This window comes from Jannaschia faecimaris, assembly GCF_900107415.1.
Classification (GTDB): domain Bacteria; phylum Pseudomonadota; class Alphaproteobacteria; order Rhodobacterales; family Rhodobacteraceae; genus Jannaschia; species Jannaschia faecimaris.
In genome coordinates this window covers 14,311-37,246 of sequence record NZ_FNPX01000020.1, presented here as the reverse complement: position 1 = coordinate 37,246, position 22,936 = coordinate 14,311, and the positions used below count along the sequence as shown (strand labels likewise).

Below are 22,936 nucleotides of genomic sequence, written 5' to 3'. Positions count from 1 at the left end.
CGCTTAGTCCTCCGCCGCCGGGTAGAGCCGGGCTCTCTTCGGATTCCAGTGTGTGTAAACCTCGCTTCCCGGTCGCAGCTCGGCGAAGCCACCCGTCTGAGGAAGTGCGACGCTGACCGGATGGCCAGAGGCGTCTTCTACGGTGACGGAACTGTTGGCCCCGTTGAACAGGACCGAGGTTACAATCCCCCGGCTGATATTCTCGTCAGGGCCGAGCCCTTCTACGGAAACGGAAAGTCCGATGGCTTCGGGGCGAAGGAAGACCTGCGCGCGCTCGCCAGTTTTCAGACCGGAATTGGCGGCAACGACCTTCATCTCGGCCCCGGCATTGGTTCTGAGCGTCAGCATGGCACCATTTGCGGACGCAACCGTCGCCGCGATCTTGTTTGCCGCCCCGACGAAGCCCGCAACGAAAGCTGTATCCGGGTTGTGGTAAACCTCGTGCGGTGGGCCGATCTGTTCGAAGCGCCCGTGGTTCATCACGGCGATGTTGTCGCTCATCACAAGCGCCTCGGACTGGTCGTGGGTGATGTAGACGAACGTGGTGTTGAACTCTACCTGAAGCGACTTCAGCTCGACTTTCATGTGTTCGCGCAGCTTCAGGTCCAGCGCCCCGAGGGGTTCGTCCAGGAGCAGCACGTCTGGTTCCAGCACCATGCAGCGCGCAATGGCGACGCGTTGCTTTTGCCCGCCCGAGAGTTGATCTACGCGCCGCCCCGCCACGCCGGGCAGGCCCACGCGGGCAAGTATATCATCGACACGCCGGGCAATCTCGGAGCGACCGACCCCGCGCTGTCTCAACCCGAACCCTACATTGTCGCCGATATTCATGGTCGGAAACAGCGCCAGATGCTGAAAGACCATCGAAACCGGTCGCTTGTTGGGCGGCACGCCGATCATGGATTTGCCCTTGATCAGAAGATCGCCGCTGGTCGGCGACTGGAACCCGGCGATCATGCGCAGAAGTGTGGTCTTGCCACAGCCGGACGGGCCCAGGATGGAGAAGAACGAGCCTTGCGGCACTTCGAAGCTGACATGATCGACGGCGCGAAACGTGTCGAAGTTCTTCGTCAGGTCGCTGCAGACAAGATCGGGCGTAGGGCTGGTCAAGATGTATCCTCGTCAGAAGAAAAAGGGCACCAGGCGGTGCCCTTTTCAGTGGTTTCCAGCAGCGGCTCAGTTTGCGGCGTTGATGCGGTCCAGCGTGGCACCTTCCAGTGCCTCAAGACCTGCGGGAACCGGCGGGTACCACTTGATGTTGTCGATCGCCGCCTGATCGAAGCTGCCTTGGTAGCGGGCCTTCAAATCAGCGCTGACGTCCGCGTCCCCGTCCACGGCTGCGGTGAAGTTGCCGGCGACATTGGTGATCATCGCCGCGATGTCTGGGCGCATCACGAAGTTGATCCAGTCATAGGCGGCATCATCCGCGCGGCCGCGTGCGGGCAGTACGAAGGTGTCGATCCATCCTAGCGCGCCGGCCTCGGGGGCAACGAAGGTGATGTCCGGATTATCGGCGTTCAGCTGCCAGCCGCCTGTGTCCCACGCCATCGAGGCCACGACTTCGCCCGAACGCAGCAGGTTTTTGATCTCGTCGCCGCCATCCCAGTAGGTCTTCACGTTGGGCTTGCATGCGGTCAGTTCCGCTTCGACCTGATCGAGAATTTCCTGGTACGCTGCCGTGTCACCATAGGCCGCGAAGGGGTCCAGACCCATCGAATAGGCGAAGCCGATCAGAGTCGGGCGCTTGAGGCGATACGAGACCTTGCCCGCAACCGACGCGTCGCAGAGATCGGTATAGTCCTTAACATCTGCCGCCATCGCGGTGTTGACCACAAGACCACTGGTTCCCCAGACATGTGGCAGGCCAAAGACCTCGCCGTTATAGGTGGTGTTGCCCGCCGTGGCGGCCAGCATCGATGGAATGAACAGCTCGGAATTGACGCGCGCCATGTCGATCGGCTTGTAGATACCGAATTCTTCCTGCGCGCTGGTGATCCGGTCCTGGCTCGGCTGGGCCAGGTCGAAACCGCCGCCATTCGTGGCCCGCAGTTTAGCGATCATTTCCTCGTTGTTCGAGGTCGTGACTTCGACGGTGTGGCCGGTTTCGGCTTCGAAAAGCGCGATTACATCATCTGGGGCGTAGCCACCCCACGTCAGAAGCCGGAGCGTTTCGGCGCTGGCCACCTGCGCACTCAACGCGGTTGCGACCAGAGCTGTCGAAAAGAGAGCGAGTTTCATTGGTTTGTCCACCTCTGTTGGATTATTTCGCGGACTCATCATGATCCGCGATTCGTAAAACTATTAAGTCAAACACGCCGATTTTTATCTATAGAGGCGGCGCGCCTCCCGCGTGGTCACGCGATTTTCATCAGCAGCTCCCGCGTGTTGTCGTGGGTCATCTCGACCGGGTTTCCCCCGGTGCTGGGATCGGCCAGCGCGCCGGTCACAATACGATCGATATCGAGGTTTGAAACCCCCAGGCCGGTCAGGGTCTTGGGGATGCCCATGCTGGTATTCAAATCGTCCACATAGGCGCAAAACCCATCGAACCCGCCCGCGACCCCCAGGTACGCGGCGGCCTTGTCGAAGCGCTCCGAAATGGCCGAGCGATTGAACTGCAGGACGGCGGGCATGCAAACCGCGTTCGTCGTCCCGTGGTGCATGTGGTAGATGGCACCGATGGGATGTGACAGGGCGTGGATGGCACCCAGCCCCTTTTGAAACGCCGTGGCCCCCATTGCCGCCGCCGACATCATCTGCGCGCGCGCCTCAATATCGGAGCCGTCCGCATAGGCGCGCGGCAGGTATTCCTTGACCAGCCGCATCCCCTCCAGCGCGATGCCCTGCGACATGGGGTGATAGTGCGGTGAGGAGTAGGCCTCGACGCAGTGGGCAAAGGCATCAAGACCTGTTCCAGCCGTGATGAATTTCGGCATGCCGACGGTTAGTTCCGGGTCGCAAATCACGACCGTGGGCAGGAATTTCGGGTGGAAGATGATCTTTTTCTCTTCGGTTTCCGAATTGGTGATGACGCTCGCGCGGCCCACTTCCGACCCGGTCCCGGCGGTGGTGGGCACGGCGACGATGGGGGCAATGGCGTCGGCATCGGCACGGGTCCACCAGTCGCCGATATCCTCGAAATCCCAAAGTGGACGCGTTTGGCCAGCAAGGAACGCCACCAACTTGCCAAGATCGAGGCCCGAGCCGCCCCCGAAGGCCACGACGCCGTCGTGCCGGCCCTCCCGATAGGCCCGTACACCCGCCTCGGCATTCTTTTCGTTGGGGTTGGGGTCGACATCGGCAAAGATGGCCCGCCCTAGACCGGCGGCTTCCAGCAAGTCCAGCGTCCGTGTTGTGATCTCCATGCCGGCCAGGCCGCGGTCGGTGATGAGCAGTGGCTTGGTGATCCCCGCCTTGGCGCAGGCATCGGCGATTTCCGAGATCCGCCCCGCGCCGAAGCGAATTGCGGTCGGGTAGGACCAGTTTGCGGTGAGGGACATAAACGTCAGGCTTTCTTCAGATGATAGGATTTCGGGCGGGTCAGGTTGTGGAAGCCAATGAGCGACAGGCCGCCGCCACGACCCGTGTCCTTGCAGCCGGTCCAGCACAGGCCCGGATCCAGGTAATCCGCGCGGTTCATGAAGACCGTACCGGTCTCGATCCGGTCGGCGATCGCTTCGGCCCGCGCGGCGTCATTGGTCCAGATCGACGCCGTCAGGCCGTAATCGCTGTCATTCATCAGCGCGATCGCTTCAGCGTCATCCTTCACCGGCATGATTCCGACAACCGGACCAAAACTTTCCTCGCGCATGACGCGCATGTCGTGGGTGACGTTGGTGAGGATCTGCGGAGAAATATAAGCGCCGCCATCGTCCTCGGCAAAGGTGGGGATGTGCCCGACCGCCCCCTGCGCCAGTGCGTCCTCGATCTGGGCGCGCACCGTGTCGGCAAAGCGTTTGTGTGCCATCGGTCCCAACGTCGTCTCCGGGTCCAGCGGATTGCCCAGCTTGTAGCCGCGCACGATCTGGGTGGCCTTGGAGACGAAAGCGTCGAAATGCCGTTCGGCCACGTAAATCCGCTCGATCCCGCAGCAGCACTGGCCGGAGTTGAACATCGCGGCGTCGATCAACGTTTCCGCCGCCGCGTCGATATCCGCATCTTCGCAGACATAGCCGGGATCCTTGCCGCCAAGCTCCAGGCCGATGCCGGTAAAGGTTCCTGCGGCCGCGCGTTCGATGACCTGCCCACCGCCGACAGAGCCTGTGAAATTAACGAAGCCAAAGGACCGCGCGGCAATCAGGTCGGACGTGGTCTGGTGGTCGAGAAAGACGTTCTGGAACACCTCCTCGGGCACGCCCGCGGCATGGAAGGCGCGCGCCATACGCTCTCCGACAAGCGGCGTCTGGCTTGCGTGTTTGAGCATGACGGCGTTGCCCGCGATAAGGGCAGGGGCGACGGTGTTGATTGCCGTCATGTAGGGATAATTCCACGGGGCCACGACCAGGACCAATCCATGCGGCACGCGTTTGATCACGCGCCGAAAGGTGTCGCTGTCCTCCACCACGACTTCGGAAAGCGCGTCCTTTGCGATTTCGGCCATGTAGGTCGCACGCTCATTGAAACCGCCGAATTCGCCGCCATACCGGATCGGTCGGCCCATCTGATGTGCAAGTTCGGGGACGATTTCGTCGTTCATCTCGCCGACCTTTGCCACACCGGCAAGGACCAGCGCGGTCCGTTCGTCGAGGCTGCGGGCCGCCCAAGCGACCTGGGCCGCTTTCCCGCGCGCGACGGCGGCTTGCGCCTCGGAGATGGAAAGCGTCGGGCGCTCGGCGTAGACCGAACCGTCAATGGGAGAGATACAGCTGATCATCCGTCAGGCCCTTTCAAAGCCACGCGCGATTTCCCAATCGGTCACCACGCGATCAAATTCTTCCTGCTCCCACTCGGCGGCGCGGGTGTAGTGGTCGACAACCACATCGCCCATCGCCTCTCGCAGGAAGGTGGAGTTGCGCAGGGTTTCGGTCGCCGCGCGCAAAGTGCTTGGGATCACCGTGGCCTTTGCATCGTCATAGACATCGCCGGACGTGGCGGGGGCCAGGGTCATCTTGTCTTCGATCCCCTTGATCCCGGCAGCCAGCATGGCGGCCTGAGCGAGGTAGGGGTTCAAGTCCGACCCGCCGATACGGCATTCGACACGGACGCCCTTCGTTCCAACGCCACAAAGCCGGAACCCCGCCGTGCGGTTGTCCACGGACCAGACCGACTTGGTCGGCGCGAAGGTGCCCTTGGAGAAGCGTTTGTAACTGTTAATGTAGGGGGCGAGGAAATAGGTGTAATCGGGCGCAAAGGCGATCAGCCCGGCCATGTAGTGCTTCATCAGATCCGACATGCCCAGATCGGCATCGGCATCGAAGAACGCCGGTTTGCTGTCCTGCCAAAGCGATTGATGCACATGGCTTGAACTGCCGATCCGGTCCTTGTGCCACTTGGGCAAGAAGCTTGCCGCATGGCCTTTTTGCCAGGCGATCTCTTTGACGGCGTTCTTGGCAATGGTGTGGTAATCGGCGCAATCGAGCGCCGGGGAATAGCGGATGTTCAGCTCTTCCTGACCAGCCTCGGCCTCGCCCTTGGTGTTCTCGACCGGAATCCCGGCGGCAAATAGGTGATTGCGCAAGGGGCGCATTACACCTTCTTCCTTGGTCGTCTGGAGGATGTGGTAGTCCTCATTATAGCCGCTGATCGGTGCAAGATCCCGGAAACCGTCCTTGCGAATTTCGTCAAAGCTCTTCTCGAAGAGGAAGAACTCCAGCTCCGTCGCCATCATCGCGTCGAAACCGAGCGCTTTCAGTCGGGCGATCTGCGCCTTCAGCACCGCGCGTGGGGAATGGGGCACCGGCTTGTGCGTGTCGTGGTCAAGCACGTCGCATAGCACCATGGCAGTGCCTTCCAGCCACGGCACATGCCGCAGCGTCGAAAGATCGGGGGCCATGACGTAGTCGCCATAGCCACCTTCCCAACTGGTCGAGGCGTAGCCGGGCGGGGTCGCCATCTCCAGGTCGGTGGCAAGCAGGTAATTGCAGCAATGGGTTTCCTCGAACGAGGATTCGACGAAATTCACGGCGTGGAAGCGTTTGCCCATCAGGCGGCCTTGCATGTCGACCATGCAAACAAGGACCGTGTCGATCTCACCGGATCCCACGGCCTCCTTGAGGGTGTCGAAACTAAGATTGGCGGCCATGGGGTTCGGTCCTCTCTGGTAGGGAAGCGCCCCCGGTTCACGGGGGCGCTTTGGTCTGTTCTGTTCGAGGGCTTACTCGAAGTTGTACGGAGCGCCGGCCTGGTTGATGACGCCGTTGTACTCCTTGAAGATGTTGACGATCTTTTGGTGCACCTCGCCTTCCTGGGCGACTTCCTCCCAGAACTCCTTGGCGGCGGTCTCGACCTCGGCCCATTCGCTCGCTGGCACCGAGCGGAGCGCCAGCTTGTCGCCGTTCGCGCGCAACGCAGCCTCGCCGCCCCAGTACCACTGGTTGCGATAGGTGTGGCCGGCCTCGGTTGCCGCCATCACCACCGATTTCAGGTGATCAGGCAGCTCGGCCCAACGCTCCTCGTTGACGAACCACGACCCGATCCACGCACCCGAGATGTTGTTGGTCAGGAAGTAGTCGGTCACGTCTGCCCAGCCCACGGTGTAGTCTTCGGTGATGCCCGACCAAGCCATGCCGTCAAGCTCGCCGGTCTGAACGGCGACCTCTGCATCCTCGTAGGGAATGTTCACTGGAACGACGCCGAACTTGGCCAGGAAGCGGCCTGCAGTCGGGAAGGTGTAGAGCTTCAATCCGTCGAGATCGGCGACCGAGGTGATCTCCTTCTTGGTGTTGAAGTTGCACGGGTCCTGTCCCGCGGCCGAGAGCCACTTGACGCCGACCTTGGCGTATTCTTCTTCCCAGATTTCCTTGAGCCCATACTGGTTGAACAGCACCGGCACGTCGAGGATATGCTTGGTTGCGAAAGGGAAATAGCCGCCGAACTGGCGTAGTGGCGTGGGCGAGGCCATCGAGTCATCGTCAGAGTGAACCCCGTCGATGGTGCCCCTCTGAAGCGCCTGGAACAGCTCGCCCGTGGGGACGATCTGGTCGGCGTAGAACAGCTCGACCTCAAGCTCGCCGTTGGAGTTGGCATTGATGTAGTCGATCACCGGCTTGGTCACATGTTCGCCCAAGGCACCACCGGCATAGGTTTGGAAACGCCACTTGATCGCGGTCTGCGCCTTGACGATCGCCGGGCTGGCCAAGGTGGCCGCCACGCCGACACCCGCGGTTGTCAGAAACTTGCGTCTTGTTGTCATGGGTCTTTCCTCTCTGTTGATGCTCACTTCAATGTCCGTCCCGTAACCGGGATCTCATTTGGGTTAATTTCCATAGACATACCCCGGCAACCAAAGCGCGATTTCGGGGAAAACCATGATCGTGGTCAGAGCCACCATCATAACAAGCACAAACGGCAGAATGGACGAATAAATGTCCCTCAGCGTGATTTCGGGGGGTGCCATCGCGCGCATCAGGAACAGGTTATAGCCGAAGGGCGGCGTCATGTACGCGATCTGTGTGGTGATCGTGTAAAGCACACCATACCAGATAAGGTCGAACCCGAGCGCGCCCACCAGCGGTACGTAAAGCGGAGCGACGATCACCAGCATGGCGGTGTCGTCCAGAAACGTGCCCATCAGGATAAAGCTGAGCTGCATCAGGATCAGGATCATCCACGGACTGAGGCCCAGCCTCTCGGTAAACAGACTCTCGATGGCCTTGACCGCGCCCAGCCCATCGAAGACCGCGCCGAAGGCCAGCGCCGCAAGGATGATCCACATGAACATGCAGGAAATGCCCAGCGTGTTGCGCACCGAGTTCTCGAACACCGCGCGGGTCATGCGACCCTTCGCGACAGCGGCCAGAAAGGCCGCAATCGCACCGATGGCCGAGCTTTCGACAAGTGACGTCCAGCCGTTCACGAACGGTACCATCATAGCGAAGAAGATGAACAACGGCAGCAGCCCCGCGCCGAGAAGCCGAAGCTTCTCGGGCATCGGGATCTCTCGCTCTTCCTTGGGAAGAACCGGGCCGAGTGACGGGGTGATGCGGCAGCGGATCACGATGTAGACCACGAACATCGCCGCCATCATCAGGCCCGGAACCACACCCGCCAGCCACAACTGGCCCACCGGCTGCCGCGCGATCATAGCATAGAGCACCAGAACCACGGATGGTGGCACGAGGATGCCGAGGGACGATCCCGCCTGGATCACGCCAGTCACCATGCGTTTGTCATAGCCGCGTCTGAGCAATTCAGGGAGCGCGATGGTCGCCCCGATGGCCATGCCCGCGACCGATAGCCCGTTCATCGCCGAGATCAGCACCATCAGCCCGATGGTGCCGACCGCGAGGCCGCCGGACAGGCCGCCCATCCAGACATGGAACATCTTGTAGAGATCATCGGCAATCTTCGATTCCGACAGGACGTAGCCCATGAAGATGAACATCGGCAGCGTGAGCAGCGGGTACCATTTCATCAGCTTGATCGCAGCCGCGAAGCCCAGATCGTACCCCCCCCGGTCGCCCCAAAGGAAGAAGGCGGAGACCACGGCGACAAAGCCGATTGCACCGAATACGCGCTGACCCGTCAGAAGCATGAGCATCATCGACGAGAACATGAGGATGGCGATGACCTCGTAGGGCATCAGACCTTCGCCCCCATGTCATGGCCTTGGATGCGCAGGATATCCTTAAAGAATTCCGAAATCGCCTGTAGCAGCATGAGGAAGATACCAACCAGCATGATAGCCTTGATCGGCCAGAGATAGGGGCGCCAGACCGAAGAACTCCGCTCGCCGCCATAACTGATCGAATATTGGAAACTCTCCCAGCCGCCCCACAGAAGAAAGATCAGGTAGACGATCAGGAATAGGATCGTTATCGCATCAATCTGCGCCTTGCGGTGGTCGGAGCACTCTCCGTAAAGCAGATCCATCCGCACGTTCGAGCCCATCTGGATCGAGTAAGGACCGCCGAGCATGTAATAGGCGACCATCGCGAACTGCGCCACTTCCAGCGTCCAGAGCGACGGCAGAAAGAAGGTCTTGGAGATCGACGACCAGAGCAGAATCCCCATCATGACGAAGATTCCGTACATCACGATCCGCCCGATACGGTAGTTCAAGGCATCGACAAAACCGATATAGCGTTGCACGAGGGTCAGCACGGGGCCGTCCGTGTCGCGGCAAGCGCGCCTTCAAGCCAACCGGAAAGCGTTTCGACCATGGCACCTTGCGCCGCCCCAGTGGCGACCAGATCGCTTCGTACCTCCAGCATGACATTCAGGTAACCACCCGGCAGCGCGTGTTCCTTAAGCGTGTGGGTGACCCCGTCGCCGGGGCCGTAGGGCTCGTTCCGGCGGACAACATGCTTGCCGGAACGCGTAGCAACATCAAGAAGCGCATCCGCCAGGCGCGCGTCATCGTCGTGCAGAACGCCGATTTCGACGTCCCGTGTCTTGCCATGGTAAATGGGGGTAAAGCTGTGCACCGTGACCAGGACCGGGTCCTTTATCGCGGACATCGCATCTGAGACCGCTTGGCGGAAGGGCTGGTAATAGGTCCGAACGCGGTCCGCCCTGTCCGAGGCGGTCAGGTGGGCGTTGCCGGGAATGTCGAAGATCTCGCTTCTCGCTGGCATGGCGTCGGGGACTTCGGGTGGGCGATTGCAGTCGTACACCAACCGCGATGTTCTGGCGGCGATCAGTACCCCGTTGAACCGCTCCGTCAGGCGCTCGGCCAGCGCCATTGCGCCCGGATCCCAGGCCACGTGGCTTGTCAGGGCGTCTTCGGGCAACCCGAGCCCTTCGAATTCTGCCGGGATATACGCGCTTGCGTGCTCGCACACGAAAACAACCGACGACGACGTGTTTGTGTTGCGCACTTCGACGATGGTCTCATCGAATGGTCCCAGGTGATTCATTTCAGGTCTCATTCTTGAAAGGTCTTGCCGGGACAGCTTTCTGTCAACACAATTGTGAAAAAAATGTAACAGGGTTTCAAGTTCTGTTATATTTTGTCCAAAAGGCGAGGCGGCTCTATGGTTGATGCAAGCCAGACGATATCAGATCGCATCCAGGAAAGGATGGACGATCTCACCCGTGCGGAGCGGCAACTGGCCCTGTCGATCCTTGAAAACTACCCCGCGTCCGGGCTTGGCCCGCTTGTTGCATTGGCAAAGGGGGCAGACGTTTCGGTGCCGACGGTTGCGCGCATGGTGAACAAGCTTGGCTACAAGGGCTACGCGGACTTTCAGGCCGACCTGCGGGAAGAACTGAGTGCAATCGCGAAGGGGCCGATCGCCAAGCACGAGACTTGGACGGGGGCGGCTCCGTCCGAACACATCCTGAATCGGTTCACCGAGGCGGTGATCGAGAACATCCGCAATACCATGGCCCATATTGACCCGGTCGCATTCGACGAAGCCTGCGCCATGGTCGCGGACCAGAACCGCCATCTTTATATCGTGGGTGGTCGGATCACGCATACGCTTGCGGAATATCTCTTCCTGCACATGCAGGTCATCCGCCCGAACCTGACCCATGTGCAATCCACGTCGAGTACGTGGCCGCACTATCTGTTGAACGCGGGCGAGGGCGACGTTTTCGTGATTTTCGATGTCCGGCGATATGAGAATAACACCCTGAAGCTCGCACAACTGGCCCGAGAGCGTGGGGCGAGGATCGTTCTATTCACCGATCACTGGCGCTCTCCGGTGCACCGCATGGCGGACATCTGCCTGACCAGCCAGATCATCGTCCCGTCCGCCTGGGATTCTGCGACAACGACAATGCTTTTGCTCGAGAGCATGATCTCGGCGATCCAGACGCTGCATTGGGACAGCACCAAGGACCGCATGCAGGAGTTGGAAGCCATCTTCGACAAGACGAAGCTTTTCAGAAAGTTCACGTGACGTTCCAACACCCGATAAGCGGCCCCGATCCGCTGCTTTACTCGTCGGAACTGTGCACCGCGTTCGTTCTCACCACGCGCCGCTTATTTGCATCCACGACGATCAGAAGTTCGCTGCCGTATCGATCATAGGCCTGCATGTAGCCACGATCCGGATCGACGATGCGAATGTCATGATACCCTTGACCCATAAGCTTGGCCGCCATCGCGTCGTAGTCGGACGTTGGCATCACGTTGATGGGGTCTGCCGCAACCGAAAAGGGGACGAGAAGCGCAAAGCACAGAACTGTTGTGGTTTTTACAGACATATCGGATCTCCGTCCGCGGAGGCAGGCAAGAAATCCGCCGCCGTCGGGCCGCGGAAAACGGGACGGCGGTAAAGGCGCGTCTAGGGAAGATTTCTTGCATTGTGTCTGGATGACAGAGGCCGAAAGGCCCTGATGCCCAGAGAGGGATGATATACCAAAATTGGTGATTTCTCAAGTTCTGATCGCGGAGGTCAGGTCCGGAAATGGTGCCGTCATACCAATCCGAACCGGGCTCAGACGGCGCGGCTTTTCCTTATCCCACGTAGAGGCGGCTCTGTCGGAAACTTAGCGCCCTGTGATCAAAGTTTCGCCAGCGGACGGTTTCGCTGGGCGGACACATAAAAATTATGTGTTTTCGACTTTCCAACGCTAAGTGAGGGAGAAATCGAAAACCCTGAGAGTGTTCGCGATGAAAACGCTGCGCCAAATCGTTCTGTCAGCCGCCGTCGTTGTTGCCGGTCTCTACATCTGGATCACTTACGTCCCAGCCGCACAGCCGATCCTGGACAGGATCGGTGTTCTGGACTTGCTCGGGATCGAACCGCCCGAAGCGACCGTCGCGCAGCAGGGAGGGCGGCGCGGGGTTGGCGGTCCTGCGCAGGTTATTGTCGCAAGCGTCGGGGAACGAGCCCTAGCGGATCGGGTGAGCGCGATCGGCGACGGCCGGGCCCGGCGCTCGGTCACGGTGCGTGCCAGCGCCGTGGGCGTCATCACGGAATTGAACATCGTCGCGGGCAGCTATGTCCAGCAGGGCGACATAATTGTCATGCTCGAAGACGAGAATGAACAGATCGCCCTGGAACAGGCGCGGATCGAGTTGGACGACGCGCAAGCCGAGGCCGAACGGTTTCAGCAACTGCAGGCGTCTGGAGCCACGACCGAAGTGCGTCTGCGCGAGACCGAGCTTGCGCGACGCAGCGCGGAACTTGCGGTGCGTCAGGCGGAGTATGACTTGTCCCAGCGTCAGATCGAAGCGCCGATCTCTGGCTGGGTGGGGATCATAGACCTCGCGGTCGGAGACCGCGTCAACGCGCAAGATGTGCTTGTCACGGTTACGGATCGCTCGGAAATCCTGATCGATTTTCGTGTCCCCGAACGCGTAGTCAGCAAGATCGAGGTGGGCCAGGCGTTTGATGTGGTGCCCCTTGGACTGAGCGAGACTGCCCTGAAAGGCGAGATCAGCGCCATCGATACCGTTGTGGACCGTGCCAGTCGCACCCTGCTGGTGCAGGGCCGCGTCTCGAACGACGACGATCTGCTTCGCGCGGGCATGGCGTTTTCGGTCAACCTGACATTTCCCGGTGAGACGATGCTTTCGGTCGCACCGCTGGCGATCCAATGGTCCAGCGAGGGCCCGTTCGTCTGGGTCGTGCGCGATGGCAAGGTTGCCCGCGTGCCTGTGACGCTGGCGCAGCGCAACAGCGACGATGTTCTTGTGATGTCGAATGACCTGGCCGCCGGTGACATGGTCGTCACCGATGGTGTGCAGACCCTGCGCGACGGGGCCGAGGTGGCGATCGCGCCCGCCGAGGAAACCGCAGCGATCGAAAGCGGGACCAATCGGGGGCACACCCTGTGAGCCAGACCAAGTCGCCCGGAACCGCCCTGTTCGTGCGCCGCCCGATCCTTGCCTTCGTCTTGAACGCCTTGATCATTCTTGCGGGAGTTGCCGCCCTTTTCGGGGCGGAAATTCGCGAACTGCCGAACGTGGACCGGCCCGTCATCACGATCACCACTCCCTTCCCCGGAGCCTCGCCCGAGGCGGTTGATCAGGAACTGACTGGCCGGATCGAGGGGGCCGTCGGCCGCGTCACCGGCGTACGTAGTATCTCGTCGAACTCGCGTTTTGGTCGCAGCCGTGTCACCGTCGAGTTCAACGACAGCGTGGATATCGACGTGGCGGCGACGGATGTGCGCGACGCGGTGGCCCGGATCGTCAACCAGTTGCCCGAGGCGGCGGACCAGCCGGAAATCGTGAAGGCGGACGCGAACGCACAGCCGGTCATGCGGATCGCCGTGACATCGCCCAGCCGCTCGCCGCAGGACCTGACCGCCATCGTGGAAGACCGGGTGGAAGACCGGCTGATTTCGGTCGAGGGCGTGGCGGATCTTCAAATCTACGGTGACCGCGAGCCGATCTTCCGGATCGACATCAATCAACTGGAACTCGCCAGTCGCGGTCTGACGCTCGCTGATATGCAGCAGGTTCTTGCAGGCGTGTCACTCGACGCGCCGGCGGGCGATCTGGCCGGTGACCGGCAGTCGATCAACGTGCGGACCACGGCCACGGTGGCGACGGCAGAAGCCTTCGAGGCGCTCGAAATCACCGAGTCGGTCAAGGTCGGCGACGTGGCGCGCGTCACTCTGGGGCCGGCACCTGGCGAAACCGTGTTGCGCGCCAACGGCCAGCAGGGTCTGGGTATCGGGATCATTCGGCAAGCGACGTCCAACACGCTGGAGATCTCGACCGACGTGCGGGAGGTCGTGGCAGAATTGAGTGAAAGCCTGCCCGATGACATCACGATAGCGGTGACATCTGACGACGCGACCTTCATTTCAGGCTCCATCAAGGAAGTGGTCAAAACGCTCGGCTTTGCGATCCTGATCGTGGTGGCGGTGATCTTCCTGTTCTTGCGCAACGTGCGGGCGACGCTAATTCCGGCGCTGACCTTGCCTGTCGCGTTGGTGGGCACCTTGGCGGCGATCTATCTGGTCGGGTTTTCGATCAATATCCTGACGCTTCTGGCGTTGGTCCTGGCGACGGGCATGGTAGTGGACGACGCCATCGTTGTGCTGGAAAACATCGTGCGCCAAAGGGCGGCCGGCATGGGCCCAAGGGCCGCCGCTGTGAAAGGGACGGCGCAGGTTTTCTTTGCGGTGGTTACCACGACGGCGACGCTGGCGGCGGTTTTCATCCCGCTGTCATTTCTGCCGGGGCAGGCGGGCGGCTTGTTCAGGGAGTTTGGCTTTACCTTGGCGATGGCGGTGCTCTTGTCATCTGTCGTTGCACTCAGCCTGTGTCCTGTTCTGGCCAGTCGACTGCTGGCAAAGGCCCCTGACCCGAACCCGCGCGGCCCGATGATCTGGCTCGGCGGCAAGCTTCTGCGATTTTACGAGGCGACGCTTCGAGGTGCGCTGGCGATCCCGTTCGTCATAGTCCTGGTCTCGGCTTTCGTGGCGGCAACGGCCACGATGATGGCGGGCACCATCCGGCAGGAACTGACGCCGCCCGAAGACCGCGCCGTTGCCCTGCTCAGCGTCACGGCTCCTCAAGGCGTGTCGCGTGAATACACTCAGGGCAAGATGCAGCAGATCGAGGACTTGATCACGCCGCTGCAGGAGCGGGGCGAGATCACGAACATCTTCTCCATCAGCGGCTTCGGGGCCGATAATCGTGGGTTCATGGTTTTCACTTTGGCCAATTGGGCGGACCGCACCCGTGGCCAGCAGGAGATCGTGGGCGAAATAAACGGCAAACTGCGCAGTGTCATTGGCGTTCGGGCATTTGCGATCCAGCCGAACTCCCTCGGGATACGGGGGGCAGGGCGAGGATTGTCTTTCGGCATCACCGGCAGCAGCTATGACCAGCTGTCCGAGGTGGCGGAAACCATGGTGGACCGATTGAATGAAATTCCCGGCATGGGACAGGTCCGGCTTGAGTACGAACGCACCCAGCCGCAGCTTTTCGTGGAGATCGATCGCGCACTTGCAGCCGACCTGGACATCGACATCACCGGCCTGGGCCAGGCCTTGCAGGCGTTGCTCGATGGGCGGACCGTCGGGTCGGTATTCATCGACGACAAGAGCTTCGACGTGAAGATGCTGTCCACGTCCAACCCGATCAACGATCCGGGTGACCTGCAAAATGTGTTCGTGCAGTCGGGGACCGGGCAGATGGTTCCGATGTCCAGCTTCGTGACATTGGAAGAACGCGCCGTGGCACCGGAACTGGATCGGGAGGGCCAGAACCGCTCGGTCGAGGTTACTGCCGGGCTGACGCCGGAGTTGTCGTTGGGCGATGCGCTGGTGCAGGTGCAGCAGATCGGGGCCGAAGTGCTGGCGGACGAAAACCGCATTGTGCCACTTGCCGAAGCCGCGGCGCTGGATCAGACCAACGCGGGCCTTCTGCTGACGTTCGGCTTTGCGATCCTGGTGGTATTTCTTGTGCTGTCGGCACAGTTCGAAAGCTTCATCTCTGCCGTCGTCGTCATGGCCACGGTGCCGCTCGGGCTGGCCTGTGCCATGTTCGCGCTATTGATGACCGGCCAAAGCCTGAACGTTTACAGCCAGATCGGCCTTGTCATATTGATCGGCATCATGGCCAAGAATGGCATCCTTATCGTCGAATTCGCCAATCAGCTGAGGGACAAGGGTCAGGATGTGCATTCAGCGATTACCGACGCCTGTTCCATCCGGTTGCGGCCGGTGATGATGACGATGACGTCGACCGTGCTCGGCGGTGTGCCTCTGGTCCTGTCGACCGGAGCAGGAGCCGAGGCGCGCGAGGCGCTCGGCTGGGTCATCGTGGGCGGCCTCGGTCTTGCAACCCTGTTCACGCTATATCTGACGCCAGTCGCCTACGCGCTGCTTGCCCGGTTCTCTCCGCCAAAGGCGCAAGAGGAAGCACGCTTGCAGGATGAACTGAGGGAAGCCGAAGCTCAGGGCGGGTAGCGTCGCGCGGGACGCTCCGTTCAGATCGGCCCGCGCGGCCATGCCAACGCTGACTGCCGCAAGACCAAACAGGGCCCGCGGCCCTTGATGCGCGCGCCGAGGGGGCTCTGCCAATCGGCTTTTCGACTGGTCAGATGAGGGCCTATATCCGGCATCGCTGTGGATCGTCATGGCGGATTTGACTGAAAGCTCCTTGGCGGAGTTGGTGTCCGAGAACCTCCTTGAGGGCTGTCAGGCTAGTTCGAGCCAGTCTCAGTTTTCCACCAAAAGCGTGAAGTCATCCGGACCAAAGCTGATGCCACTTGGGTAGAGCGGCGGTGCGGCTCGACTTGAAGGGGGTCGACGCTGGAGAGGCTGCGTCACTGACTGGAGTGGTCGGAAACTGAGGAGTTAGCGGCGGACTTCTGCAAATTTCCTATGCGTTGAAGGAGAAGCATGGCCTGTTCCCTTTGTCGGAAGAGCTGGTGTGAGTTCTCCGTTCTGTTGTTCAACCTGCGTCCGGTATTCTGGCAACCCGCATTGCCGATTTCCCTCAGGGCCGCGCTGTACGACCAAAGCCGATCGGTTACGGTGACCACTGTCCGGCCATGCTTGCGCATTGCTTTTTTGAGGAATTGCAGCGCGGCCCTGCGATCCCGTCCCTTGTGAACAAGCTTTCGAGGGCTTCGCGTTCATAGTCGATGGCTCGCCCAAGCTAATATTTCTCGCCATCGACTGGGCCGCTTGCCTTCGATTCAGCGTTTCAGACTTTCGGTTGCAAATGTCGGCCGCAAGCGCGACCGCCAAAACTGTGCGGCGTGATTGCAGAGATCAATTTCGCCTTCATAAAGCAGATCTTCGATGTTTCGAAGAGACAACGAGAACCGGACGTACAACATCGCCGCCTGGCGGATAATATCACGAGGCGTCTCAAACACCTGAACGAGCAATGCTTGTCTGTCGGGGCAGATTGGGGATCTCGCGACTTCGCCACGTTCCCTTAAAAAAAGCGGTATTTCCGAGTGCGCAAGCTGCTGGGGTGGCGGTTCTGTGATCTGGCGCGCAAGCTCTGTGGCGGTTAGCCTGCTTGGCCCATCTCGGTGGAGGTGCGGCACCAGAAGTCGAGTTCGGCTAGCCCGAGCCGGTGTTCTGCAAGATGCTATGCGATATGACGGAGGCCGACGGCCTATCCGACTACCACCTCGAGTTGGATGCGCGCGACCTGGCCCCCGGCCTCGACGTCTACGAGCTTGCGGTCGAGTGGCGCGAAGTCTGGGCTCGGACCGGCCGCCGCCTGCGGTCCGTCGATGGAGCCCACCTTGGCTGGATGTAAAAACGCCCGCGTAAGAGACTATTGCCGTCATCCGGCGGATTTTTCGCGCGCGAAACGGCCCGGCGAGCACCTGTCAGTCGGATCTGTCTAGATAGGAGCTGAACTCGGAGGCTGCGATGGCTTTGCGCAGCGCGGGCCAGTTTTCGATGAACGCATCATAGTCCTTCGGTGTGACTTTGCGAAGCGGGGCCTGGACTTTGACGGGGTAGACGTCGAGCGCACGGCTCACGCGGTCCAGCGTCGCCGCCTGCACGGTCGGGCTGGACAGGTCGCGCTCGTAGCAGATTTCCTCCCGGTCCATATCCCCCAGATAGCGTTGCTCCCACGCCAGCAAGTCCAGACTGCCACGCATCCAGCGGAACATGTCATCCGCGGCTATCGTGATCCGAGTCACCTCGGTCGCGCTGCTGTCCGTGGAGTGGTAGGCCCTGCGCGATCCGGCATAGATATTGGACAGCGCATGGCGAAGCACGTTGTCCCGACGCAGGTGAAAGATCTTCACAGCCGGATCGGCCATCCAACATCGCAGGGGCCCGCTATGCCGACCATGCAGCTCGCGGATCTGATAGCTCAGCAGCTTGAAGCCGCGGACCGGCTTGTCGATCCGGCCCAGTTCGCGCTCGATCATGCGCACGGGCATCAACGTCGAAAAGCGTAGTATCTCGTCAAGGCAACCGATTTCGGGGTTCGCATCGAGCATCTGGACCATGAGCGTCGAGCCCGAGCGTCCCCGCCCGAACAGCACGAAGCGGCGCTCAGGTGCCGTCCGAGGATGCCTCAGGGATCGCAGGATGCTCTGGGCTTCCATCACGTAGCCACCAAGGCGGCGCTTGAGGGCGCGGTTAACGACTTTCATTAAAGTCTCTCCTGTCGAAAATGCCGTGACCCGAGAATTGTCGCGCGCTGCACTGGGGCCGGTATCTTGCTTCTCTGTTAGATTTACGCCCCGCGCCGATAAAGCACAAAGGACAGGACAGTCGGGTTGATGCCGGTGAATAGGTGGCAGGCGGCGCTTTGGATGCCGTAATAGGCGACCATTGCGGCCGACGCCCCGATCGTCGCCCCCAGCAATCCGTAAAGTTGTCCCGCCAGTGCGACGGCACCGATCAGCAGCGGCAGGCCGACGACCGTACCCCAAAGCAATTCGCGCCGCTTCCCCGAGACGTTGAGCACTAGGTTGGCCGGGCCGAAGACCGCCTTGGCTAGCGGGATGCACAGAAAGATCAGGTACTGGCTTTGCAGGCCTTCGTAGGCATTCCCCATCAGCGCGATGGCGTAAGGCACCAGCACGTAGAGTAGTGGTGCCCCCACCGCAAAGAGGCCTAGTTTGCTTAGTGCCGCTAGCGTCAAGAGCCGTGAAGTGCGGCGCTTGTTGGTTTGCACGAGGGCGCGTGCGATGTGCGGGCTGAGCGTCATGTCCACCGCCGTTAGCGCGAAGCTGAGCGCAGAAATCAGCGAGATCGAGATGCCCAGTTGCGCCACCGCGGCTCCCGACAGCACCAGCGTGCCCGATAAGATGATGAGGTCGCGCATGAACTCGCCCATCAGCAGCATTGGAATCAGCATAACCCCTGCCGACAGCCATTCGCGCACGGGGCCGTAGTCGGGTGCTGCCTCCTTGTCGAAGATCATGGCGTGCCGGATCAGCCGCCATTGTACGACCGTGGTCAGCAGGGTCGAGCCGAAGAACATGTACATCACTTCTATCGCCCCGAGGGAAATGCCTTGCAGCGTGCAGATCATCAGGACCGTGGCGAAGAGCAGCGGCTGTATCAGCAGCCGCGGCAACGTGCCTTGCAGCACCAACCCTAAGGCGGTCGCATGGCGGCTGTTAATGCGCGCGTTGGCTGCCAGCGGTGCAACTGCAAGGCTGATGAGGTAGGGATCCACCCCCGTCCACTCCGAGCGCAGCAGGACGATCGGGACGCCGACGATCAAGATCACGCCGCAGGTGGCGAGGACCACGCGGCGGCAGGACCGTACGAACCCCGCCGCTTCGGCGGTCCGGCCGTGCTCGAGATAAAGTGGCAGGAATCGGATCGACCCCATCTCAATGTTTAGAGACGAAACCACCGACAGGATCAGGCCCGTCGACAGCGCGGCGAAGGCGGTGCCAACCTCCTCGGGCGGGGCGACGCGCGCCAGGAGGAAAGTGTAGACCAGTGTCAGCAAGGCACCCGCCATCCGGCTCATGACGATGAGCCCGGCGCTGCCGGCAAATTTCGACAGCGGCGCGTTTCGGATGCGGTCGAGAAGGGACATCTTCCGGCCCTTGGTCATGAATAGAGAATAATCGTCCCCGTCACTGAGCGGCGCGTGGGGTAAGGCGATGTATGGGCGAAGGACCCCTGGGCGACAACGGTTTTCTGGGGTCCCGAGCCGCCTAGAGCCGCGCCCGTCGTCGCGGTGTCGCCTTATCCGTTAAGCGGTGCTACTCCCTCAAATGGCCGTCCAACGGCCGCATCGTAACCTACTGCAGAGCGCGACCGGCCCATGACTGACATCTTCCGAGCCCGACCGACCGAAGACGATACCAGCCTGGACATTTCGGAGCTGGCGCGAAACGCCTACGATGGGGTCCGCCGCAATCTGTGGCTAATTGCGCTGACGGTTCTGGTGTTCACCGGGGCGACGGTAGTCTACGTGCTGTCGCGCGACGACGTCTACACAGCCCGTGCCAGCCTTCTGATCGACCCGCGGATCGCCGGCGGTGCCGGTGGCGTGCAGCCGGCACCTACGCTGTTGCTGGCTGATGCGCTGGTGGTGGATTCGGAGATCGAGATACTGCGCTCCGACCGGCTGCTGTATCGCGTAGTCGAACAGCTGCCCGAGCCCAGGGTCGAGGAGGGTGACGGGGACGCCGCTCCCTCGGCGCTGGCCCGGCTCCGCGCCCGGCTGCTGCCCGTGGACTTGGTTGAGCCTCCGACGGAGGCGCAGCGGCTCGAGGATCTAGTCCGCTGGGTCCGCAGCAAACTGGCTATCGAGCGCGAGGGGGCTACCTACATTATCACGATGCGGTTCCGCGCTCAGAACTCCGAGCTGGCGGCCTTCGTCGTCAACACCTTGGCGCGTGAGTACCTCGTGCTGCAGTCCGACGAGCAGGTCGACCGGGCCGCTCAGGCGACCCGCCAGCTGAGGGCCGAGATCTCGCGCCTGTCGGACGCGATCGCCGAACGCGAGGCGGAGGCCCAAGCCTACCGGATTGCCAACGATATCCCCCGCTCCGAGACCAACAACACCGTCACCCAGCAGATCGCCGACATCGACAGCCGGACGATCAACGCCCGCTCGATCATTCGAGAGGGCCGCTCCCAGCTCCAGAGCATCGCGCTGGACATAAAGCGGCTGGACGCGCCGCTCGAGATCGGCTCGCTGGCCAGCCTCAGCTTGGAGGACTGGGGGATGGGGCAGTTCCAGGATCAGCTGCGGCGGCTGCAGGAGCAGAACGCGGCCGGGGGCTGGAACGACGACTTGGCGCGGATCCTGGAGCGCGTGGTTGAGCAATTCCGCAGCGAGTTGATCCGCCTGCGCGACACTCGCGAGGCGCGGATCGCGGTGGCCGAGGCCAACCTAGCTGCGCTGGCCGAGGAACGTGAGACCCTCGAGCGGGAAGCCGACCGGCTGGGCACAGTGCGCATCCCGCTCGATGCGCTCGAGCGCGAGATCAATTCCCTGCGCAACCAGTACACCGTAGTCTCCAACCGCCTGCGCGAGAGCGAAGGTGCCGACCGCTTCACGCCCAGCATCGCCCGGATCGTCGACTTGGCCGTGCCTCCGGAGCGTCCCAGCGTCTCTGGAGGGCTGCTGACCGTCATCGCGGGTGCTTTGGGTGGGGCGATCCTGGGGCTCGGGTTGGTGTTCCTGCGTGAACAGCTCGACGATCGTCTGCGTGCGCCGCGGGACGTTACCGATGCGCTCGGGCTGACCTATGGCGGTGCCGTCCCGATGCTGCGGACGCGTGACCTGCCGCTACCGCCCGCGATAGGCGACCGGCTGAACATGGCGGACCACTCCCGTTTGGACCGCCAGCAGCTCGTGCGACTGCTGTCGGGAACCTACTCGGGATCGCGCAGGCTAGGCGAGACTTTGCGCCGGGCGGCGACGTTGATGACCGATCCTGTGGATGGGCAAGTCTATAGTGTCCTCATCACCTCGCCGCGCCAAGGCGATGGTAAGACGACTTTCGCGACCAACCTCGCGGTCTTCCTGTCGGATCGGGGGAAGGATGTGCTGCTAGTGGACGGCGATCCGCACACCGGCACGCTGTCGCGCTTGTTCGGCGAGGCCGCCGAGGAAGACATCGAAGAGACTTGGGGCGACGTCGCCCTGATTCGGCGGCTGAGCCCGCGCTTGCGACTGCTACAGGCGATCCCGATTGATCATTATTGGCAGCTCGATCCCAGCCACTATGTCCGCGCGGTGCGCAGCCTGCTCGAGGAGGCCTCCGGCCCGGACGAACTGACGGTAATTGATGCGGGTACCCTGACCACTACCGTCGAGGACTTGCTGAGCTTGCCGCAGATAGTCAAGGTCTTCGTCGTAGTGCGATTCGGCCGGGTGTCGACCAGCGCCCTGCGGTCGGTCTTGCGCCAGCGGCCCATCGTTGCGCGGGCCATCGCCGGCGTGTTCCTGTCGCAGGTTCAAGACCGCAAGATGAAGCGTTACGATGTCCTACCGGATTAGGGGCCTCAGCCGTCGCGGTCGGCCCGTGCGCGGGCCCAGGCGTAGATCTCTCGGTCCGGAGCGCAGAGCCGCACGATCTCAGCCCTGAGGTCCGGGTCGATCCCCTCGGAGGGCGCGCTGCTCCGCCTGGTGGCGGTTTTGTTGATATGACCGAACGAGACCCTGCGTCCCAAAGCGGCGGCGACGTCGCGCTCGAATCTGCTCATGTCGTCGATGAAGCCGATCGCGGCGAACTGCTCTAGACAGTCGCGAACTGCCCCGGCGGTGCGCTCGGGCGGCACTCCGTGGGCAAAGTACTTGGCGTACATCGATCCGAACGTCACCGCCCGCCGCGTGCGCAGGAAGGCTTCAAGATTCAGGTCGATCCGACCTTGGCCTTCGGCCATGTAGCTATAGCGGAAATGCGACACGAAACGCTCAACGGGATCGCGCAGCACTGTCACGAAAGCGTGGCGCTCGGCATGGAGCCGCACGAGGGCGGCGTTCACGGGCGCATGGCCGGTGACGCACCCGAGACCGAGGGCTAGGTGATACGCATAGACGGCGGCGCGCCGATCGCTGGCCGCCTCAAGCACCGTTTGCCGATCGTCTTGGTCGGCAATCGGACGACCGAGAAGCCCGGCAGCTTGGTCGAAGGTTGCGCCGGCGTGGACATGGCCACGCGACCAGCGGTGGGCTCGGCGAAGGCCCCTTTCGACCGAGCGTCCGGCGCATTTGGGCACGTGCACGAAGGCCACGCGCGAGGAATATATACGTCGCCCGATCGCAGAAAGCCCCCGGGCGTCCAGCCATTCGCGACGCAGAGTGCGCAGCCGCGCCGTCGTCGAGGGCCGGTCGGAGGCAGGGGGGGGGGTCGGCATTTCAGGGTGCTCCCAGAGGGGTCTCGGTTCGGATGGGGTCCCCCGCACCCGTTTTCCTAGGGCGGGCGGGCAGGGCGGCGGACGGCTACGGGACGCT

19 protein-coding genes are annotated in these 22,936 nt (G+C 61.8%); 5 read left to right on the top strand and 14 right to left on the bottom strand.

Features of this window, described 5'->3' with window-relative positions:
* Positions 1-3 precede the first annotated feature (3 nt).
* The 9 genes from BLV27_RS16515 to BLV27_RS16475 all read right to left on the bottom strand — a co-directional run bounded on the left by BLV27_RS16515 (position 4) and on the right by BLV27_RS16475 (position 10,028).
* Entirely contained in the window at positions 4-1,110 is a 1,107-nt protein-coding gene (locus BLV27_RS16515) for an ABC transporter ATP-binding protein (RefSeq protein ID WP_092647605.1), read from the bottom strand.
* A 66-nt stretch (positions 1,111-1,176) separates the two neighbouring features.
* Entirely contained in the window at positions 1,177-2,238 is a 1,062-nt protein-coding gene (locus tag BLV27_RS16510) for an extracellular solute-binding protein (protein WP_092647604.1), read from the bottom strand.
* A 116-nt stretch (positions 2,239-2,354) separates the two neighbouring features.
* Entirely contained in the window at positions 2,355-3,500 is a 1,146-nt protein-coding gene (locus tag BLV27_RS16505; RefSeq protein ID WP_092647603.1) for an iron-containing alcohol dehydrogenase, read from the bottom strand.
* Positions 3,501-3,505: 5 nt separating this feature from the next.
* Positions 3,506-4,873 carry an aldehyde dehydrogenase family protein gene (locus tag BLV27_RS16500; RefSeq protein WP_092647602.1) on the bottom strand — a complete coding sequence of 456 codons (1,368 nt, stop codon included), beginning with the start codon at positions 4,871-4,873 and terminating at the stop codon, positions 3,506-3,508.
* A gap of 3 nt (positions 4,874-4,876) precedes the next feature.
* Entirely contained in the window at positions 4,877-6,241 is a 1,365-nt protein-coding gene (locus tag BLV27_RS16495) for a glutamine synthetase family protein (protein ID WP_092647601.1), read from the bottom strand.
* A gap of 72 nt (positions 6,242-6,313) precedes the next feature.
* A complete protein-coding gene (locus BLV27_RS16490) occupies positions 6,314-7,351 on the bottom strand; it encodes a TRAP transporter substrate-binding protein (RefSeq protein ID WP_092647600.1) in 1,038 nt (345 codons plus the stop codon).
* A 63-nt stretch (positions 7,352-7,414) separates the two neighbouring features.
* Positions 7,415-8,740, bottom strand: a complete 1,326-nt coding sequence (locus BLV27_RS16485; RefSeq protein WP_092647599.1) for a TRAP transporter large permease — start codon at positions 8,738-8,740, stop codon at positions 7,415-7,417.
* On the bottom strand, positions 8,740-9,258 hold the full coding sequence (locus BLV27_RS16480; RefSeq protein WP_092647628.1) for a TRAP transporter small permease subunit: 519 nt from the start codon (positions 9,256-9,258) through the stop codon (positions 8,740-8,742). Before BLV27_RS16480 ends, BLV27_RS16485 begins: the two co-directional genes overlap by 1 nt.
* Positions 9,255-10,028 carry an N-formylglutamate amidohydrolase gene (locus BLV27_RS16475; protein ID WP_244504715.1) on the bottom strand — a complete coding sequence of 258 codons (774 nt, stop codon included), beginning with the start codon at positions 10,026-10,028 and terminating at the stop codon, positions 9,255-9,257. The genes BLV27_RS16480 and BLV27_RS16475 overlap by 4 nt, the downstream gene beginning before the upstream one ends.
* A 105-nt stretch (positions 10,029-10,133) precedes the next feature.
* Between BLV27_RS16475 and BLV27_RS16470 the strand changes: the two genes are divergently transcribed.
* Positions 10,134-11,006, top strand: coding sequence for a MurR/RpiR family transcriptional regulator (locus tag BLV27_RS16470; protein ID WP_092647597.1), 873 nt, complete (start codon positions 10,134-10,136; stop codon positions 11,004-11,006).
* Between the two features lie 37 nt (positions 11,007-11,043).
* Here the strand turns inward: BLV27_RS16470 and BLV27_RS16465 are convergent, their stop codons facing one another.
* On the bottom strand, positions 11,044-11,313 hold the full coding sequence (locus BLV27_RS16465; protein ID WP_092647596.1) for a hypothetical protein: 270 nt from the start codon (positions 11,311-11,313) through the stop codon (positions 11,044-11,046).
* Between the two features lie 409 nt (positions 11,314-11,722).
* Between BLV27_RS16465 and BLV27_RS16460 the strand changes: the two genes are divergently transcribed.
* Together BLV27_RS16460 and BLV27_RS16455 are read left to right on the top strand one after the other, a co-directional pair.
* Positions 11,723-12,892 (top strand): efflux RND transporter periplasmic adaptor subunit, encoded by a 1,170-nt coding sequence (locus BLV27_RS16460; RefSeq protein WP_092647595.1) that lies wholly within the window; start codon positions 11,723-11,725, stop codon positions 12,890-12,892.
* A complete protein-coding gene (locus BLV27_RS16455) occupies positions 12,889-15,984 on the top strand; it encodes an efflux RND transporter permease subunit (protein ID WP_092647594.1) in 3,096 nt (1,031 codons plus the stop codon). The genes BLV27_RS16460 and BLV27_RS16455 overlap by 4 nt, the downstream gene beginning before the upstream one ends.
* A gap of 359 nt (positions 15,985-16,343) precedes the next feature.
* On the opposite strand, the gene BLV27_RS19860 is transcribed toward BLV27_RS16455, so the two are convergent.
* The gene (locus BLV27_RS19860) at positions 16,344-16,583 is read right to left on the bottom strand and encodes a DDE-type integrase/transposase/recombinase (protein WP_244504713.1); all 240 of its coding nucleotides are present in this window, start codon (positions 16,581-16,583) and stop codon (positions 16,344-16,346) included.
* 548 nt (positions 16,584-17,131) lie between these two features.
* On the opposite strand from BLV27_RS19860, the gene BLV27_RS19470 reads away from it, so the two are divergent.
* Complete coding sequence (locus tag BLV27_RS19470) at positions 17,132-17,296, top strand: hypothetical protein (RefSeq protein WP_170831492.1); 165 nt, start codon at positions 17,132-17,134, stop codon at positions 17,294-17,296.
* A 73-nt stretch (positions 17,297-17,369) separates the two neighbouring features.
* Here the strand turns inward: BLV27_RS19470 and BLV27_RS16445 are convergent, their stop codons facing one another.
* Together BLV27_RS16445 and BLV27_RS16440 are read right to left on the bottom strand one after the other, a co-directional pair.
* Positions 17,370-18,152 (bottom strand): sulfotransferase family protein, encoded by a 783-nt coding sequence (locus BLV27_RS16445; RefSeq protein WP_092647593.1) that lies wholly within the window; start codon positions 18,150-18,152, stop codon positions 17,370-17,372.
* Between the two features lie 83 nt (positions 18,153-18,235).
* On the bottom strand, positions 18,236-19,558 hold the full coding sequence (locus BLV27_RS16440) for a lipopolysaccharide biosynthesis protein (protein WP_139176712.1): 1,323 nt from the start codon (positions 19,556-19,558) through the stop codon (positions 18,236-18,238).
* 231 nt (positions 19,559-19,789) lie between these two features.
* On the opposite strand from BLV27_RS16440, the gene BLV27_RS16435 reads away from it, so the two are divergent.
* Complete coding sequence (locus BLV27_RS16435) at positions 19,790-21,979, top strand: GumC family protein (RefSeq protein WP_092647591.1); 2,190 nt, start codon at positions 19,790-19,792, stop codon at positions 21,977-21,979.
* A 5-nt stretch (positions 21,980-21,984) separates the two neighbouring features.
* Here the strand turns inward: BLV27_RS16435 and BLV27_RS16430 are convergent, their stop codons facing one another.
* Positions 21,985-22,839 carry a sulfotransferase family 2 domain-containing protein gene (locus tag BLV27_RS16430; RefSeq protein ID WP_092647590.1) on the bottom strand — a complete coding sequence of 285 codons (855 nt, stop codon included), beginning with the start codon at positions 22,837-22,839 and terminating at the stop codon, positions 21,985-21,987.
* Between the last annotated feature and the right edge of the window lie 97 nt (positions 22,840-22,936).

Bases quoted from the DNA above. Each gene is read 5' to 3' on its own strand.
- BLV27_RS16485 (WP_092647599.1), bottom strand. From the start codon at position 8,740: ATGCCCTACGAGGTCATCGCCATCCTCATGTTCTCGTCGATGATGCTC.
- BLV27_RS16440 (WP_139176712.1), bottom strand. From the start codon at position 19,558: ATGTCCCTTCTCGACCGCATCCGAAACGCGCCGCTGTCGAAATTTGCC.
- BLV27_RS19860 (WP_244504713.1), bottom strand. From the start codon at position 16,583: ATGCGCAAGCATGGCCGGACAGTGGTCACCGTAACCGATCGGCTTTGG.
- BLV27_RS19470 (WP_170831492.1), top strand. From the start codon at position 17,132: ATGACGGAGGCCGACGGCCTATCCGACTACCACCTCGAGTTGGATGCG.
- BLV27_RS16475 (WP_244504715.1), bottom strand. From the start codon at position 10,028: ATGAGACCTGAAATGAATCACCTGGGACCATTCGATGAGACCATCGTC.
- BLV27_RS16500 (WP_092647602.1), bottom strand. From the start codon at position 4,873: ATGATCAGCTGTATCTCTCCCATTGACGGTTCGGTCTACGCCGAGCGC.
- BLV27_RS16495 (WP_092647601.1), bottom strand. From the start codon at position 6,241: ATGGCCGCCAATCTTAGTTTCGACACCCTCAAGGAGGCCGTGGGATCC.
- BLV27_RS16465 (WP_092647596.1), bottom strand. From the start codon at position 11,313: ATGTCTGTAAAAACCACAACAGTTCTGTGCTTTGCGCTTCTCGTCCCC.
- BLV27_RS16445 (WP_092647593.1), bottom strand. From the start codon at position 18,152: ATGAAAGTCGTTAACCGCGCCCTCAAGCGCCGCCTTGGTGGCTACGTG.
- BLV27_RS16430 (WP_092647590.1), bottom strand. From the start codon at position 22,839: ATGCCGACCCCCCCCCCTGCCTCCGACCGGCCCTCGACGACGGCGCGG.
- BLV27_RS16460 (WP_092647595.1), top strand. From the start codon at position 11,723: ATGAAAACGCTGCGCCAAATCGTTCTGTCAGCCGCCGTCGTTGTTGCC.
- BLV27_RS16490 (WP_092647600.1), bottom strand. From the start codon at position 7,351: ATGACAACAAGACGCAAGTTTCTGACAACCGCGGGTGTCGGCGTGGCG.
- BLV27_RS16435 (WP_092647591.1), top strand. From the start codon at position 19,790: ATGACTGACATCTTCCGAGCCCGACCGACCGAAGACGATACCAGCCTG.
- BLV27_RS16470 (WP_092647597.1), top strand. From the start codon at position 10,134: ATGGTTGATGCAAGCCAGACGATATCAGATCGCATCCAGGAAAGGATG.
- BLV27_RS16505 (WP_092647603.1), bottom strand. From the start codon at position 3,500: ATGTCCCTCACCGCAAACTGGTCCTACCCGACCGCAATTCGCTTCGGC.
- BLV27_RS16510 (WP_092647604.1), bottom strand. From the start codon at position 2,238: ATGAAACTCGCTCTCTTTTCGACAGCTCTGGTCGCAACCGCGTTGAGT.